Origin of the sequence: Paenibacillus sp. GYB006 (assembly GCF_036577645.1) — a bacterium.
GTDB lineage: Bacteria > Bacillota > Bacilli > Paenibacillales > Paenibacillaceae > Paenibacillus.
Map to the genome: position 1 here is coordinate 80,664 of NZ_JARBDA010000011.1, position 16,602 is coordinate 97,265.

At 39.9% G+C, this 16,602-nt stretch carries 16 protein-coding genes; 13 read left to right on the forward strand and 3 right to left on the reverse strand.

The window, feature by feature from the left end; translation table 11 throughout:
- Positions 1-68 precede the first annotated feature (68 nt).
- Positions 69-1,694 carry an ABC-F family ATP-binding cassette domain-containing protein gene (locus tag PV403_RS19510; protein ID WP_213534679.1) on the forward strand — a complete coding sequence of 542 codons (1,626 nt, stop codon included), beginning with the start codon at positions 69-71 and terminating at the stop codon, positions 1,692-1,694.
- Between the two features lie 85 nt (positions 1,695-1,779).
- Here PV403_RS19510 and PV403_RS19515 read toward each other — a convergent pair whose 3' ends face one another.
- Positions 1,780-1,965, reverse strand: coding sequence for a hypothetical protein (locus PV403_RS19515; protein ID WP_213534677.1), 186 nt, complete (start codon positions 1,963-1,965; stop codon positions 1,780-1,782).
- 322 nt (positions 1,966-2,287) lie between these two features.
- On the opposite strand from PV403_RS19515, the gene PV403_RS19520 reads away from it, so the two are divergent.
- Positions 2,288-3,163 carry a cation diffusion facilitator family transporter gene (locus PV403_RS19520; protein ID WP_213534676.1) on the forward strand — a complete coding sequence of 292 codons (876 nt, stop codon included), beginning with the start codon at positions 2,288-2,290 and terminating at the stop codon, positions 3,161-3,163.
- A gap of 116 nt (positions 3,164-3,279) precedes the next feature.
- Here the strand turns inward: PV403_RS19520 and PV403_RS19525 are convergent, their stop codons facing one another.
- Together PV403_RS19525 and PV403_RS19530 are read right to left on the reverse strand one after the other, a co-directional pair.
- Positions 3,280-3,735, reverse strand: a complete 456-nt coding sequence (locus tag PV403_RS19525; protein ID WP_213534674.1) for a hypothetical protein — start codon at positions 3,733-3,735, stop codon at positions 3,280-3,282.
- A 198-nt stretch (positions 3,736-3,933) separates the two neighbouring features.
- Positions 3,934-4,095, reverse strand: coding sequence for a DUF1328 domain-containing protein (locus tag PV403_RS19530; RefSeq protein ID WP_160035785.1), 162 nt, complete (start codon positions 4,093-4,095; stop codon positions 3,934-3,936).
- A gap of 355 nt (positions 4,096-4,450) precedes the next feature.
- On the opposite strand from PV403_RS19530, the gene PV403_RS19535 reads away from it, so the two are divergent.
- The 11 genes from PV403_RS19535 to PV403_RS19585 all read left to right on the forward strand — a co-directional run bounded on the left by PV403_RS19535 (position 4,451) and on the right by PV403_RS19585 (position 16,568).
- Entirely contained in the window at positions 4,451-4,975 is a 525-nt protein-coding gene (locus PV403_RS19535) for a DUF948 domain-containing protein (protein WP_213534672.1), read from the forward strand.
- A gap of 117 nt (positions 4,976-5,092) precedes the next feature.
- Positions 5,093-5,623, forward strand: a complete 531-nt coding sequence (locus tag PV403_RS19540) for a hypothetical protein (RefSeq protein WP_332085686.1) — start codon at positions 5,093-5,095, stop codon at positions 5,621-5,623.
- Between the two features lie 93 nt (positions 5,624-5,716).
- Positions 5,717-6,061 (forward strand): general stress protein, encoded by a 345-nt coding sequence (locus tag PV403_RS19545; RefSeq protein ID WP_213534668.1) that lies wholly within the window; start codon positions 5,717-5,719, stop codon positions 6,059-6,061.
- A gap of 225 nt (positions 6,062-6,286) precedes the next feature.
- Positions 6,287-7,459 (forward strand): fused response regulator/phosphatase, encoded by a 1,173-nt coding sequence (locus PV403_RS19550; protein WP_332085687.1) that lies wholly within the window; start codon positions 6,287-6,289, stop codon positions 7,457-7,459.
- Positions 7,460-7,463: 4 nt separating this feature from the next.
- A complete protein-coding gene (locus PV403_RS19555; protein WP_332085688.1) occupies positions 7,464-11,174 on the forward strand; it encodes a response regulator in 3,711 nt (1,236 codons plus the stop codon).
- Positions 11,175-11,270: 96 nt separating this feature from the next.
- Entirely contained in the window at positions 11,271-12,143 is an 873-nt protein-coding gene (locus tag PV403_RS19560; RefSeq protein ID WP_160035797.1) for a CheR family methyltransferase, read from the forward strand.
- A gap of 17 nt (positions 12,144-12,160) precedes the next feature.
- Positions 12,161-13,816, forward strand: coding sequence for a response regulator (locus tag PV403_RS19565; RefSeq protein WP_213534663.1), 1,656 nt, complete (start codon positions 12,161-12,163; stop codon positions 13,814-13,816).
- 90 nt (positions 13,817-13,906) lie between these two features.
- Positions 13,907-14,245, forward strand: coding sequence for an STAS domain-containing protein (locus tag PV403_RS19570; RefSeq protein ID WP_332085689.1), 339 nt, complete (start codon positions 13,907-13,909; stop codon positions 14,243-14,245).
- 18 nt (positions 14,246-14,263) lie between these two features.
- Positions 14,264-14,716, forward strand: a complete 453-nt coding sequence (gene rsbW, locus PV403_RS19575) for an anti-sigma B factor RsbW (protein ID WP_213534659.1) — start codon at positions 14,264-14,266, stop codon at positions 14,714-14,716.
- Entirely contained in the window at positions 14,713-15,486 is a 774-nt protein-coding gene (locus PV403_RS19580; RefSeq protein WP_213534657.1) for a sigma-70 family RNA polymerase sigma factor, read from the forward strand. The genes rsbW and PV403_RS19580 overlap by 4 nt, the downstream gene beginning before the upstream one ends.
- 107 nt (positions 15,487-15,593) lie before the next feature.
- The gene (locus PV403_RS19585; RefSeq protein WP_332085690.1) at positions 15,594-16,568 is read left to right on the forward strand and encodes a magnesium transporter CorA family protein; all 975 of its coding nucleotides are present in this window, start codon (positions 15,594-15,596) and stop codon (positions 16,566-16,568) included.
- Positions 16,569-16,602: the final 34 nt, after the last annotated feature.

Genomic DNA, 16,602 nt, shown 5'->3' on the forward strand with positions numbered 1-16,602 from the left:
ATGCATAGAACCTTACGATTCAATTAAGAAATAAATTTAATTTCATATAAAAGGATGGGATTTCTAACATGATTAGTACAAGCGGCATAACACTCCGCTACGGAAAACGTGCATTATTTGAAGATGTAAACATTAAGTTTACACCAGGTAACTGCTATGGTCTTATTGGTGCAAATGGAGCAGGTAAATCTACGTTTCTAAAAATTTTGTCCGGTGAGATTGAACCAAACCAAGGCGAAGTACACATGACTCCCGGTGAGCGCATGGCCGTACTGAAACAGAACCATTACGAATATGACCAGTATCCAGTACTGGAGACCGTAATTATGGGTCACACGAAACTCTATGGAATTATGAAAGAGAAAGAAGCGCTGTACGCTAAATCTGATTTTACAGAAGAAGATGGACTACGTGCAGGAGAACTCGAAGGCGAATTCGCTGAGCTGAACGGCTGGGATGCTGAGCCGGATGCTGCTGCGCTTCTGATTGGTCTAGGTATTCCTCGTGAAATGCACGATAGCAAAATGGCAGATCTGAGCGGTAATGAAAAAGTACGTGTTCTCCTAGCACAAGCTTTGTTCGGTAATCCGAATAACCTTTTGCTCGATGAGCCTACCAACTATTTGGATCTGGAATCCATTCAGTGGCTCGAGAACTTCCTCATGGATTACGAAGGTACTGTTATTGTCGTATCCCATGACCGTCACTTCCTGAATAAAGTATGTACGCATATTGCTGATATTGACTTTGGTAAAATTCAGCTCTACGTAGGTAACTATGACTTCTGGTATGAATCTAGTCAGCTCGCACTTGCTTTGCAGCGTGATGCAAACAAGAAAAAAGAAGAAAAAATGAAAGAACTTCAAGCGTTTATTCAACGGTTCTCCGCGAACGCTTCGAAATCCAAGCAAGCAACTTCTCGTAAAAAACAATTGGAGAAGATCCAGTTAGATGATATTCGTCCGTCCAACCGGAAATATCCGTTTATTAACTTCAAACCAGAACGCGAAGCTGGAAAACAGCTGCTTACTGTGGATCGCCTTGTTAAAACGGTAGAAGGTGAAAAAGTAATTAATGACCTGAGCTTTGTGGTGAACAAAGGAGACAAAATTGCTTTTGTTGGACCAAACAGCTTGCCTAAATCTACATTGTTTGAAGTACTCATGAACGAAACAGAAGCAGATTCAGGTGAATTCGCATGGGGTGTTACGACAACTCAAGCTTACTTCCCAAAAGACAACTCTAAATATTTTGATGGTGTTGATCTGAATCTGGTAGAGTGGCTGCGCCAGTTCTCTAAAGATCAGGAAGAAACATTCTTGCGTGGATTCTTGGGACGTATGCTGTTCTCTGGAGAAGAAGCACTTAAGAAAGCAAGTGTACTTTCCGGGGGAGAAAAAGTTCGCTGTATGCTTTCCAAAATGATGCTTAACGGTGCCAATGTACTGATTTTGGATGAGCCGACGAATCACCTTGACCTTGAATCGATCACAGCACTAAATAATGGATTGATTGATTTTGATGGTACGATTCTATTTACTTCCCATGACCATCAGTTCATTCAAACCATCGCTAATCGTATCATTGAAATTACACCAAACGGCGTAATTGATCGTACAATGAGTTATGATGAGTATCTTGATAGTGAAGAAGTAAAACAACTTCGTGCTCAAATGTACCCAGCTGAAGCTTGAGTCTAGTTTAGCTGTATTTAATACAAAAAGTCCGTATCTCTGATGAAGAGATACGGACTTTTTTAGGCTGTTAACAGAGAACCTTTTATGAACCGCCAGTACGACGACGTTGGTTATTCGGTTTTTTGTTATTTTGACTGACTAATTTTTTGGTCCCTGCGCTTTGAAATCCACCACGATTTCCGGAAGAAGCTTGTTCTTTCTTCTGTGCCAGTTTTTGTTTGATCGCATCGGCCAGGCTTATTTTGCGCTGTTCTTGACCTTCACTCATACGATACATCCTCCTAAGAGATGTTTAGATTGCTTATCTGATATCCATCTCATTTTATACGTTTTTAAATACGGGAACAAGGGAAAGAATAGTTAAAGTGGGTTCGGAGGAAAGTGAAGAATAGTTGCGCTAACGAAAAAAAGTTTATCTAATCATACAGCCCTGCTATAAAGCAACAATTTTTCGCACTGACTACAGCAATGTGGGACGGCAACACTGTTTCTGTAGACCCACTCGCTTACCGTTTGGTAACATAGGTAGACCATGTTTACTGACTTATCGTTTTTATGGATAAAGTTAATTTGAGGGAGTGTCTTTTTCGTTGAACGCATATGAAGATATAAAAAGAGGAGAGCGCGGTGCCTGGATCAGTATCGGAGCTTATCTTGTCTTGTCTGCTTTTAAATTATTTTGTGGGTTTCTATTTAATTCTAGTGCGCTGAAAGCTGATGGTTTAAATAACATGACTGACATTGTAGCCTCCATTGCTGTACTGATTGGTCTTAAAATCTCAAGAAAACCACCTGATTCGGATCACGCTTATGGACATTTTCGCGCAGAGACCGTAGCGGCAATGGTGGCATCTTTTATTATGGCGATGGTTGGTATTCAGGTATTGATTGATGCAGGCAAAGGATTATTCGAAGGAAGCAGAGAAATTCCAAACGCTTGGTCGGCAGCAGTAGCAGCGGTTTCAGCCATTGTCATGATTTTTGTTTATCTATATAATCGCAAACTTGCAAGGGAAATCAAAAGTCAGGCGCTTATGGCAGCTGCCAAAGATAATTTATCGGATGCCTTGGTCAGTGTAGGTGCAGGGATTGGCATATTGGGGGCGCAACTTGGTCTGCCATGGCTTGATACGGTAGCGGCTTTTGTTGTCGGTCTCTTAATTTGTAAAACAGCCTGGGATATATTTAGAGAGTCAACGCATAGTTTAACGGATGGTTTTAACGAAGAAGAACTGCTTGATTTACGAAGCACGATTGCCAAAACTTCAGGAGTCCAAGGAATTAAGGATGTAAAAGCTAGACTGTATGGAAGCCATGTTATGGTGGATGTCGTCGTAGAAGTAGACCCGAATTTGAGTCTGGTGGAAGGGCATAAAATCAGTGACACCATCGAAGAAAATATGAGACGGCACCATAACATTATGCATGTTCATGTACATGTAGAACCTAAAATGACGATACACTGAGATCTCATCGATCTAGTAGGATTGATGTTAAGAAAAAGGGTGCCCGCTGTAAGTTTATAACTTACAGCGGGCACCCTTACGTATGGTATAAAGGACGATTTTAATTGTGGATCAGGTTATTTTCCTGTGTTCACCCACGCAACACCTTTCCAAGTGTAAATTTCAACCCATGTATCACCAGTGATGCGGTTTGTTATTTCGTTACCTGTAACGGAAACGAATTGTGAACTCAATGCACCAAGAGCTTTTCCGTTCGGTGTATCGTAGAAATATGTTGTTTCTGTAATTTCCAAAGGAAGCAGTGGAAGGTCAATTCCATCACCTGGTTTTACAAGGACCGTATCTTCGGTTGTCTCTGTAGAAACAACAGTAGTATTTGTTGGCTCGTTAGAGACAGTAGTTTCTGCAGTAGTAGCATTTGGAGTAGTAGTAGTTGTTGTCTCGGTAGAAACGGTTACAGCATTCGTAGTTGGTGTAGTTGTCGTTTCCGTTGTTTCAGTTGCTGCACTTGCAGCTCCTGCGAAAGAAGCGGTAAGGGCGAGAGCAGCTGTAATAGCAATCATTTTTTTCATTTGTTTTCCTCCTAAGGATATATGTAGTAGTTTGTTCTGTGATAACAATAACCAACTTAGCTAGGAATTGAAACACAGAAAATAACAATTAATTCAATATTTATCCATCATATGCATTTTCCTTGTTTGATCACATAAAAAAGCTGCTAGCAAAGGCTAGCAGCTTTTTTATGTTTTTATTTATGTTTTAATAACCCGTCAGGCTCGCGTTTTCCCCATAATAAGAGAAATGACGAAGAGTACCAAGAAGATAAAGAAGAGTACTTTAGCAATGGAAGCTGCTGCCTCTACGATACCAAAGAATCCGAAGATACCAGCAACAACGGCAATAATCAAAAAGATAAGAGTCCATTTTAGCATGAGAATCAATCCTTTCTATTTTTTAATTACGATAAGAAATTCCGAACGGCCCTAGGAACGATCGTGCCTGATCCTATGTATGAGTAGGTGAATTCCAATGAACATCAGCAATTTCTTCTCGTTTTGTAGTTTTTATTAACCGAGTGAACTTCGGGTGAAACAAAAAAGGAAGGATACCAAATAAGAGTCAGCGTTGTTTGAATTTCCCCTTCAAATAATAGATAGATGCTTTTATAAATAATTTGGCGATTTTTATATTTCGTGAGCTCGCCCTCTTGTTTCGAGACGGTACATGGCGGGTAATTCTCGAATAACAAACATTAATGATGAAGAAACGAAAGCGAGGTTGTGTAATATGTTGTGGCAAATTAGCGTAGCTATTATTGCGGTTGCTTTTGCTGTACTGGTTGTTTTCCTGATTAAGACATTAAAGACAGCTCAAGAATCCCTGGATAATGTATCGAAAACATTGAAAGAAGTTCAAGGTACGATCGATGAATTAGGTTATGAGGTAAAACAAACCGTTCGTCATGCTAATGAAATTACAGTAGATGTGGAACAAAAAATGAAACAAATTGATCCCGTTATGGTATCGGTGAGAAATTTAGGCGAAGTTCTTGCAGAAGTAACAGGTGCTGCTAAACAAGTATCAAGTACGGTAATGAGTAAGTTTCAACACAAAAAAGAATCCGGTAATGTGGTAAGAAGCAGTCGAGTAGCAGAAAAACAAGCTTCCGAAGTAAAGGCTTTGCCTGCTGCTGGTGGAACTTCAGCGGGAATCGTAACACCGAGTCTTGCTCATCATGAGAACTCAACAAGTAAAAAGTGGCTCAATTATGTTGATATTGCTGCAGATACTTGGAACAAAATCAGACGTTAATTTAAAAAGGATGTATGTAGAAAATCTTGCCATAGCGATATAAAAAAGGATCCCTAACAGGATAAACGTACGTGCGGCAGGATGGTACAGCATAAGGAGAAGAAGAAAGGGTGAGAGATGATGTTACAAACTATGCTAATCATGTTGGCGCTCACATCTCCCTTTTCCGTTCAACCTACGGCTGAACCTGCCGCAATGTGGCAAGGCAATCAATCAGTAGAGTTGGCGGTAAAGAAGTCGGCACCAACTCAAATACTGCCGATCGAGCAGCAAAATGAATTCAAAACGGTAAATGATATTTCTTTACAAGATACCAAGTCAGAGGTACTGAGCAAGAAAGGGTATCCCGAGCAGACGAAAGAAGACTTAATACTTGGTAGTAGAGAGTATATTTATGATGATGTGACGATCGGTATTATAGATGGAACGGTTTCCTATATTCAGGTGAAGAAAGATGCAGCCTACTTAAAGGTGAATGATGTATATATGGAACTTACTCCGCGCAGCATTAAACATACGCTTGGAGAACCAGATTTCATTGCTGAAGATGGAGATGTGTACATTAAAGGTCACCAGGCTGTAAAAGTCTATTTGGATGAAAATCAGCATTTGAAACAAGTGGAATTTTTTGATGAAGCCTCTTTTTAGGGAAAGTAAGATCATGGTTTCAAAAGAAGCAGGATCGTTTATATACTAAGTAAACATTTGAAAGATTAGAGGTTTCTAAGGAGCGTGAATATCATGAAAACAACGAATTCGAAAGCGTATGCTAAACTCGTTGAGAACGGAATTCAGGCAGTGGAAACGGTAAATGAACTTCGTGACTCAGATTATCTAGCGAAAGATATTTTCGTACTCGCACATAGTGAAGATCGAACGGATCGAATTGCTGATAAAGCAAACGCTAAAGAGATTGGTTTGAAAGAAGAAGGCGTATTTGATTCGATTGCCAATCTGTTCCGCTCCCGTGGAGATGAACTTCGCGCTAAAATTGTATCCATTGGATTTACGGAAACGGAAGCAGAATATTACGAAAAAGAGCTTGATAAGGGTAAGGTTCTTGTTATAGCTCAGCGAAGTGTGTAGATTCTGTATATACCGAAATGAAGTGAATATAAAAATACGAGGGCAAGGAATGGGAGATGTACTCCCATTCCTTTCTGTGCGTTTTAAGAAAGGGTGTTGCTGTGGATAGAACGTTGATCTTAAATATCTTATCTGATTAAAATTTGCTATAGTTAAGAAAGTATATTATTCCTGTTACAGAAAACAAGACCCTAGTATAATTATTGCTAGTAGAAGGAGAGGGTTATGAGAATACTTATCGTAGACGACAATCCGACCAATGTAATTATTATTCGTGAAATTTTAAAGAAAGAAAATTATAAAAATATCGTTACTGCGAAATCTGCTTTTGAAATGTTTGATGTATTAGGGGTTCAAGTTCGAGGTGAGAATAAAGATCTCCCATCTGATGAAGCGGAGGAACCTAATGTAGATCTCATTTTGCTGGATATGATGATGCCAGAAATGGATGGAATCGAAGCTTGTCGTATTGTACAAACCTATCCTCATCTTAAAGATATTCCTATCATTATGGTAACAGCTGTTGGTGATTCTAAGAAACTCGCTGAAGCTCTTGATGTAGGAGCGGTGGATTACGTTACGAAACCAATTAACAAAGTGGAACTAATGGCCCGAATTCGTCTTGCTTTACGTCTAAAGCAGGAGAAAGATTGGCGTAAAGAGCGAGACCAACGTATCCAAGATGAATTAAAGCTAGCCAGCCTTGTTCAGAATGCGGTACTTAGTCCCGCTATCGAAGACCCCAAGTTTACAGTGAATGCTTTATATCAGCCATCTGCTGAACTTGCAGGAGATTTATATGCTTGGTACCCACTTGGTAAAGGAAGATACGGGGTTATATTGCTGGATATGATGGGGCATGGAATTTCCTCGTCACTCTTTTGTATGTTTATTGCTTCTGTCTTAAAAGATACAGTAACCACTTATATTGAACCAGACCGGGTCATGAAGGAATTAAACCGAAGATTTAATCAACTTTATCTTGATGATCAGCTGGTTATGTATTATTTCACAGCTATATATCTTGTGATTGACACGAATGAAATGCGGATTGATTACGTCAATGCTGGGCATCCTCCCGCACTGCTTTTTGAAGGGAATGGCGAAGTGATTTCACTCGACCGTGTCACGCATCCCGTTGGACTTTTTGATACGATGGAGGCAGAAACTCACACCGTCTATTATACAGGAGATAGTCATATTGCGATGTACACAGATGGGCTGCTTGAAGCGGTGGATGGAGAAACAGAAGAGCAGCTTGCATTTTTGAAAGAGCGCTTAAGTAAGGATCACAATTTGGACGAGCAAGAGATGCGCCAGACGTTCTTTGATGAAGAAGTGACCAAAGAACATGAAGATGATATTTGTTTAGTATGGATTTCACTAAAAGGAGAATAAAAGAATGAAAATACGCACTCGATTGCTTGTTGGCTTCAGTGCAATGATGGCGATATTACTTGTGCTTACCATGCTCAGTTTTAATGCCACCAACAACATGAAGAACGAAATCGATAATATGTATAACGATCGATATATGAAGACTAGATACACTTCTGGCGTACGTGCAGATGTGAATGATGTTGCCTTTTATCTTGCGACGGCAATGATGAATCCGGATGCGAATACATTACAATCCGCGACCACGAAGATGGATGATAAAAAGGCAAGTGCGAATAAGAATTTTGAAGAAATTGAGGAACGTGCGGTTACGCCAGAGGAACATCGTCTGGTAAATGAAGTGAAAGAGAATCTTCAAAATTTTGAGGATTATACCATTCGTATTATGGAGTTTCTTGAAGAAGGAAAAGTGGCAGAAGCTAACTCCTACCGGAACAATGCCGGAGGAGCAACACAACTGGCTACACTGAGTAGTTTAACTGAACTGAATGACTATCAGGACTTATTGATAGATCAGGAAATTGAAGCTGCTAAAGAAAAAATAAATAACACAGTACAGTGGCTTGGCGGCTTTTTGGTAGCCGGTTTACTTATTGCTCTTGCTATTATTCTTTGGGTTATTCCTAGTATTACAAAAGGGTTAAATACCGTTTCGATGATGATTCAGAGTTTTGGAAAAGGGAGATTCCGCACCATCCGAAGAATCAAAGTCAAAACGAAAGACGAAATTGGTCAGATTGCCCGTGTGTTTAAAGACATGGCTGAAGATCTGGAGCAAAAGCAGCTATTGGAGCAAGAATATACGAGAGCTCAAGAGGACCAAAACTGGCTTAATGGCAATATGGCTCGGATTACGGATTTACTGCGGGGTGTAGGATCAACAGAACAAGTGTCCCAGTTATTTATAAGTGAATTTGCACCTATTATTGGTGTGAATTATGGTGCTGTGTATCTTCATGATGAGAATAAACATCCAGACGAGTTAAAATGTTACGGAGCTTATGCTTTTGATGGGGGAGAAATAAACAGTAAATCTACCTTCAAAATTGGAGAAGGGCTTGTTGGACAAAGCGCACTTGATAAAAAAGTGATCGAACTCAGCGAAGCTCCCGATGGATATTTAAAAATTGGCTCAGGTCTTGGTCATTCTACACCTGCCAGCATTCTCATTAGACCTATTTTATTTGAAGAAGAGATGCTCGGTGTAGTGGAGGTAGCTTCGTTTGAACCGCTTACTTTCATGCAAAAGCAGCTGTTTGAACAGCTTGTCAATAATATCGGCGTTATCATTAACAATATTAATCGTCGTATGCGTGTAGAAGAACTCTTGCGTGAATCGCAGGCTCTGACTGAAGAACTTCAAATGCAATCCGAGGAACTCCAAACCCAGCAAGAGGAACTGCGACGTTCAAACGAAAGTTTGGGAGAACAAGCAGAAGAACTCAAACGTTCGGAAGAACTATTGCAGCGTCAACAGGAAGAATTGGAGCATTTTAATACAGAACTTCTTGGTAAGACGAGAGCGCTTGAAGAGCAAGTACAGCAGGTAGAAGAGAAGAATGAACAGATTGAAATTACGAAGCGTCAACTCGAACAGCAAGCGATGCAGTTGTCTATTACGTCGAAATACAAATCAGAATTCCTTGCTAATATGTCACATGAGCTTAGAACGCCGCTTAATAGTTTGCTTATTCTATCTCAACTTCTAACAGAGAATAAAGACGGAAATCTGACACCAAAACAAAAAGAGTATGCACAAACCATTTATATGTCAGGTGCGGACCTCTTGAAAATGATTGATGAAATTTTAGATTTATCTAAAGTAGAGTCTGGAAAAATGGAAGTTAACCATGAGAAGGTTAACATTTCTGATCTACAGGGCTTCGTGGAACAAAACTTTGCACCTGTAGCGATGAGCAAAAACCTGAAACTTCATTTTAAAACGGATGAGAATCTGCCATCATCCTTTGTGTCCGATGGACATCGTGTGAAACAGATTTTACGTAATCTGTTATCAAATGCTTTCAAATTTACCACATCTGGTTCAATTACGGTCAATATGAAGCTAGCTGAGAGAACAGAACTGCCAGAATATCTTGATGTTGATATTCCTTATATTTCGATGTCGGTAAAAGATACGGGGATTGGGATTGCACAAGACAAAATTGATTTAGTCTTTGAAGCCTTCCAGCAAGTGGATGGAACGACAAGCAGGAAGTATGGAGGTACGGGACTAGGATTATCCATCAGCAGAGAGTTAGCTAAACTGCTCGGCGGGGAAATTAAGCTCTGCTCAGAAGAAGGAGAAGGAAGCACGTTTACTCTGTTCTTGCCTCTTCTTGAAGAAGATGCCGTGAAACTTAATGGGTCGGTGAATGAGTATAAAGAATCAGCAGCAACGCATGAAAGTTTTGTTAAGCAAGATAGAGTTATTTATGATAAATCAATGACCATTCCTTCTAGTCCGCCTAAAGTATTATCTTCCTCGTCCGTAGCTGTTGTTAACAACATTAAAGATGATCGGGAAGATATTCAAAACGGGGATCGTGTGATGCTCATTATCGAAGATGACCCGAAATTTGCTAATATTTTGCTCGATATGACAAGACAACATGATTTCAAAGCACTCGTTGCTTTGCAAGGAGACGTTGGTCTTGAGATGGCGAAGCGTTATTTGCCAGATGCGATCATTCTTGATATTCAGCTTCCTGTGATGGATGGTTGGGGTGTCTTGAATGAATTGAAGGCAAACCTGTCTACACGCCATATCCCGGTACATGTGATTTCTGTAATGGATGAAATTAAACAGGGACTTATGATGGGAGCTATTGCTTATCTGAAAAAACCATCTACCCGCGAATCATTGGATCAGGCATTTGCTCACATTGAATCCTATATAGATAAATCATTGAAACGTCTTCTCATTGTAGAGGATGACGAGATACAGCGTAATGCAATTATTGAACTCATCGGTCATGATGATGTAGCCATAACGGCAGTTTCCACGGGGAAAGAAGCAATTGAGGAACTGCGCAAAGTGAGATATGACTGTATGGTACTTGACCTTATGTTGACGGATATAACAGGATTTGAACTGTTGGATCAGATTCGTGATGACGCACAGCTGAATGACCTTCCTATCATTATTTACACAGGTAAGGAACTGGATAGTAAAGAAGAGCTGAAACTGCGTAAGTACGCTGAATCCATTATTATTAAGGATGTTAAATCTCCCGAACGTTTGCTTGATGAGACTACTTTGTTCTTACACCGGGTAGAGGCAAACTTGCCGGAAGACAAGAGAAAGATTTTGCAAAATCTTTATAACAAGGAAACTTTATTTGAAGGCAAACGAATTTTATTAGTAGATGATGATATTCGTAACGTATTTGCTTTGTCGAGTGTACTGGAAAGCTACCGTATGGATGTAACTTTTGCCGAGAATGGAAGAGAAGCGATAGAACTTCTTGAAAAGAACCGGAATTATGATCTCGTCTTGATGGATATGATGATGCCGGAAATGGATGGATATGAGGCAATGACCCGAATCAGACAAATTCCTGAGTTTGAAAAATTGCCGATTATTGCTTTGACAGCGAAGGCGATGAAAGACGACCGAGGCAAATGTATAGAGGCAGGAGCCTCAGATTATGTGAAAAAACCGATACAAACGGATCAACTTTTATCACTAATGCGAGTATGGTTGTATTCGTAAGCTTAAAAAGTGGGTATAAGAGTGAGTACCCTTATTTAAGAGAATAGAACTCAGAACTTATGGTTGGAAGTATAAAGTAAGGAAGTGGAGCAATTTATGACAACTGGGGAAACGACAATTTCAGAAGGACCTTTCGAAGAGAAGCCTGTACAGGAAGAGAGGGAGCAAATCGAGATTGATTTGCTTCTGGAAGGGATTCATCGTTTGTATGGATATGATTTTCGAAACTATGCAATGCCTTCACTGAGAAGGAGGATTCTTCATCATGTTGATACAGAACATGTAAATTCAATATCTGAGCTTCAACATAAGGTACTGCATGAGCGTGCTGCATTTAAGAAATTGGTGCAAAGTCTCTCTATTCCAGTAACGGAAATGTTTCGTGACCCCAGCTTGTTCAAGATGTTCCGTGAGAAAGTAGTTCCGCTGCTTAGGACATATCCTTATATTCGAATTTGGCATGCCGGCTGTTCTACGGGAGAAGAAGTTTATTCTATGGCGATTCTATTGCACGAAGAGGGGCTTTATGAGAAGTCTCGTATTTATGCCACCGACATGAATGAACGCTCCCTTCAGCAGGCCAAAGAAGGCGTATATGGAATTGAAAAGATGAAGTTGTATACCAAGAATTACATGGAAGCAGGAGGAACCCGCGCTTTTTCTGAATATTATACAGCGCGTTATAACTCGGTCATGCTTCATCCTTATTTACGAAAGAATATTATTTTTGCTGAACATAATCTCGCAACCGATCGTTCTTTTAACGAATTTAACGTTATATTCTGTAGAAATGTGATGATTTATTTTAATGACGAGTTACGGCGTCATGTACACGGTTTGTTTCATGAAAGTTTGAGTCGCCTTGGCGTACTGGTACTCGGATCTAAAGAATCGATTCACTTCTCTGGTTATAGTGAAGATTATGAACCGATGGATCGGGTTGAAAAAATATATCGTAAGTTGAAGTAGTAAGGGGGACCATGGCTATGGGGATGAAAGAGCCGATTCATATTTTACTTGTCGATGACCGTCCAGAGAACCTGCTAGCTCTTGAGGCAGTCCTCGAAAGTGAGCAATATGTTCTCGTTAAAGCGACTTCAGGTGAAGAAGCGCTTAGATGCCTGCTGAAGTATGACTTTGCAGTCATTGTTCTGGATGTGCAGATGCCTGGTCTAGATGGAATAGAGACAGCCAAATTAATCAAGGCTAGAGATAAAACAAAAGATATCCCTATCATTTTTATTTCTGCGAACAGTAAAGAGGCAGAGCACCTTTTTGCTGGTTATTCTGCAGGGGCGATTGATTACATGGTAAAACCTTTTATTCCTCAAATCTTGAAATCCAAAATTGAGGGGTTTGTGGATATGTACTTATCCAACAAGCGTCTCAAAATTCAGTCCATGCTCTTACAGCAAAAAACAATGGAGCTAGAACGGATTAATCAAGAGCTAGTTCAGGCGAAAGAAGCAGCAGAAATTGCAGTGCAAGCCAAAACCGAGTTTTTGGCGATGATGAGTCATGAAATCAGAACACCGATGAACGGTGTTATCGGAATGATTGATCTGCTCATGGAAACAGAGTTACAAGAGGAACAAAAAGAATATACCGAAATCATTCGTAATAGTGCAGATGCCTTGGTCATTATCATTAATGATATTTTGGATTTCACCAAAATGGAATCTGGAAAGATGGAACTTGAACAACAACCATTCGAATTATCTTCTTGTATTAAAGAAATTTACAGTTTGTTTCAAGTGGAAGCTTCCAAGAAGAACTTGGAACTTGTTTACTTCATCGATGAGGCTATCCCGAGTGTTCTCTATGGAGACATGTCCCGACTTCGACAAATTCTTACGAACTTGATTGCCAATTCTATTAAGTTTACAGACAATGGCGGAGTATATTTAATGGCGTCCCTTAAGGAGTTTGACCAGTGCCGCTATGTACTCGAATTCACAATAAAGGATACAGGGATCGGTATTGCGCCGGAGAAAGCCGATCATTTGTTTAAACCTTTTTCACAGCTTGATTCATCCATGACACGGAAATACGGTGGCACAGGCCTTGGTCTTGCTATTTGTAAAAATCTAGTGGATATGATGGGAGGAACCATTCGAGTGGATACGGAGGAAGAGCGAGGAGCTACCTTTGTGTTTACGGTGAATATGCTTCCTTATAATCAATTGTTGGAAGATAAGGAACTGCCTAATTTCCCAGAAGGTTCAGAGGAAGAGGAGAATTCTAAAGCAACTGTTCTTGTTGTGGATGATCATCCGATTAACCAGAAGTTAATGACCAGTATGCTGAAGAAACTTGGTTTGTCTTCGGATATTGCTGAAGATGGGAGTCAGGCGCTGGAGATGGCGTTAACGAATTCATATGATCTCATTTTCATGGATTTGCAGATGCCGATTATGGATGGACTTGAATGTACTCGACGGATTAGATCTGAGCTTGGACATAGGCCTCAACCTGCGATTATAGCAATGACTGCTAATGTAATGGATGGAATACAAGATCGTTGTATTCTGGAAGGAATGAACGGTTACATTAGTAAACCTGTCAAAATGTCAAATGTGAAACAAAAAATAAGTGAGTTTCGTCAGACGTATAATACTTCCAGAGCAACCTCCATACTTTGAAGAAAAAGATGGAAGATAAAAAGTGTTTCATATCGTATACCTGAGGTTAATTCAATATAGATAACATTTTTATCGGGAGAGAGATGTCTAATGAATACAAACAAAAATGAGAAGTTTAATGTAAGTACGGAAACGGTTGACAATGCTAATAAGGTTTATCTGAGCGGAGAACTTGATCTCTCCGTTGCACCTGATTTCCGCAATACAATGGAACCACTCGTGGGGGACAATGAAAAGAACTTAATCGTAAATCTGAAAGATCTGAAATACATTGATAGTACAGGGATTGGTATCTTGCTATCGATCCTAAAAGTAAGACATGGTCAGAATGCGAATTTTATAGTAGAAGAAGTGCCTGCAAATATTCAAAAATTATTTGATATGACCGGTATCTCGAAATTTTTTGTCTCACAGGAGAATACCCAATAGGAAAGGAACGAAGGTAAAATGAAAGCAGAATCACAAAGTGTAAAACTGAATTTGCCGGCGACCGCCGACTTTGTTGATATTGTTAGGCTTAATTTGTACGGCATTGCATCAAAAATGGGTTTTTCCTATGAAGAGATCGAGGACATGAAAGTCGCAGTCTCCGAAGCATGTAATAATTCCGTGCTTTATGCCTACGGTGAGGAAAATGGAGTTGTAGAAGTTATTTTTAATTTTGACGATTCCGAACTTGCCATTACGGTCAAAGACGAAGGGGAGAGCTTTGAACGTGTTGAGCAAAGAGAAGGAGTCGCTACACTGCATGACAAAGATTTGAATGACGTTCAAATCGGTGGCCTAGGCTTTTATCTCATGCAGGCTCTTATGGATGATGTAAGTGTAACAAGTGAGTCTGGTAAAGGAACTGAGGTTGTACTGACCAAACGCCTCACTAAAAGCGAGGAAACGGTATGACTGAACGGTCGACTCCCCAAGAGTCTATGGATGAAGCAGTAGGGTTAATTTGGGAATATCAACAAACCAAAGATAACGAAATTGCCACCGTACTGATTAAGAAATACGAGCCTATGGTCAAAATGGCTGCTGGGAAAATATCTAGAAATAGACCGGATTTATATGAAGATTTGTATCAAACTGGTCAAATGGCGCTCGTTAGGTTACTCAGTCAATACGATATAACCTTGGGGATTCCTTTCGAGCCTTATGCGATGAAAAGCATGATTGGACATATGAAAAATTACCTTCGTGATAAATCTTGGTACATACAAGTGCCGCGTCGGATCAAAGAGAAAGGTGCGCTGGTACAGCACGCCATTGATGATCTGACGATGAAACTTGAACGTTCGCCTGATGTGAAAGAAATTGCGAGTTATCTGGATCTCACCGTTGAAGAAACAGTAGAGGTGCTTGCAGGCCGTGAATCTTATCATTATGTCTCACTAGATTCACCGTTATCACAAGATGAGAGTACAGCTACGCTTGGTGAACTGATTAGTTCAGATGTGAATGACTATGATTCGGTAGAGAAACGTATGGATCTTCAGCAAGCGATGAACCAATTGAAAGAACAAGAACAGAAAGTACTGCTGCTCGCGTTCCAAGATGGGCAGTCGCAAAGGGCTATTGCTCAGAAACTAGGAGTTTCCCAAATGAGCGTATCTCGTATTCAGAAGAGAGCTACGGAAAAATTAAAACAGATTATGTCGCAATCATCTTCATTTTAACTTACTTATCAAAGTGCTTACGTAAGCTTGGAAGCATGCCTGCATTTCCATCGGAATGCGGGCATGCTTCTTTTATTGCGATATTATAAAGGAAGGGAGGGGCTTTTTTGGAAGAGCATGATTTAAAGGAAATGGGTCATGATTTGAAGATCTTTGATCACTTTCAGTGGAGAAATTATAACGTAACCGACCTTGGATGCGAGGAACTAAAGGAACTTAGTAACATTTTGCCTGGAGCTACAGAATGGCTTAGTAAATTACCTGATTTAGAAACGAATTATATATCAGCCCGCACGGTAGCAGGAGGGAAGCAGGTATTATTCGGTTCTATTCTGTATACCATTAAAAAAGATATCGGGGAAGAAGGCATAGAAAGCCAATTCTACTTTTATGTTGAAACGGGGACGCTGGTTACCTTAAATATAGATGAAGGCACTAGGCAGATGCTCTATACCAAAGAAAGATTAATGGTACTATCGGAAGCAGACGATGCGATCTCTGGATTATTTGTCATGGCGCGTACGCTGCTGCATTATTTTCATATTGGTATGGATGAATTTGAACTTAATCTTCGTAAGTTGGAAAAAAGTATGGAAGAAAAGAATGCCCGGACATTAATGGATAAAATCTTGACTGCGCGTTTTGAATTATTGTTTTGGAGTAATCAATTTATTTCTTTTCAGGAATTAATGTATGCAGCGAATGAAGCTTTTTATGAGCTGGATTTGGAAAAGAGATTGACGTATAAGAAGCTTTACTACCGAATGAAACGCATGGATAGTTTGTTTACACATTATGAGAAAGAGATTGATACACTCATTTCCATCGATGATGCTTCCTCCTCAATTCGAGGTAATGATATTATGAAGACGCTCACTATTGTTACCTCCGTGTTTACTCCAGCTACTGCGGTGGGTGCCATTTGGGGTATGAACTTTGAGAACTTACCATGGATTACGACATCATGGGGATTTACCGTGACAATTACGGTTACTTTGCTCAGTATGGTAAGCATGTACTTATGGATGTACTTTAAGGGTTGGACAGGGGATATTCTAAAAATAAAAACAAAAAAACGCTAAAAGAGAATAAAAAATAAATATAATAAAAAAGCCT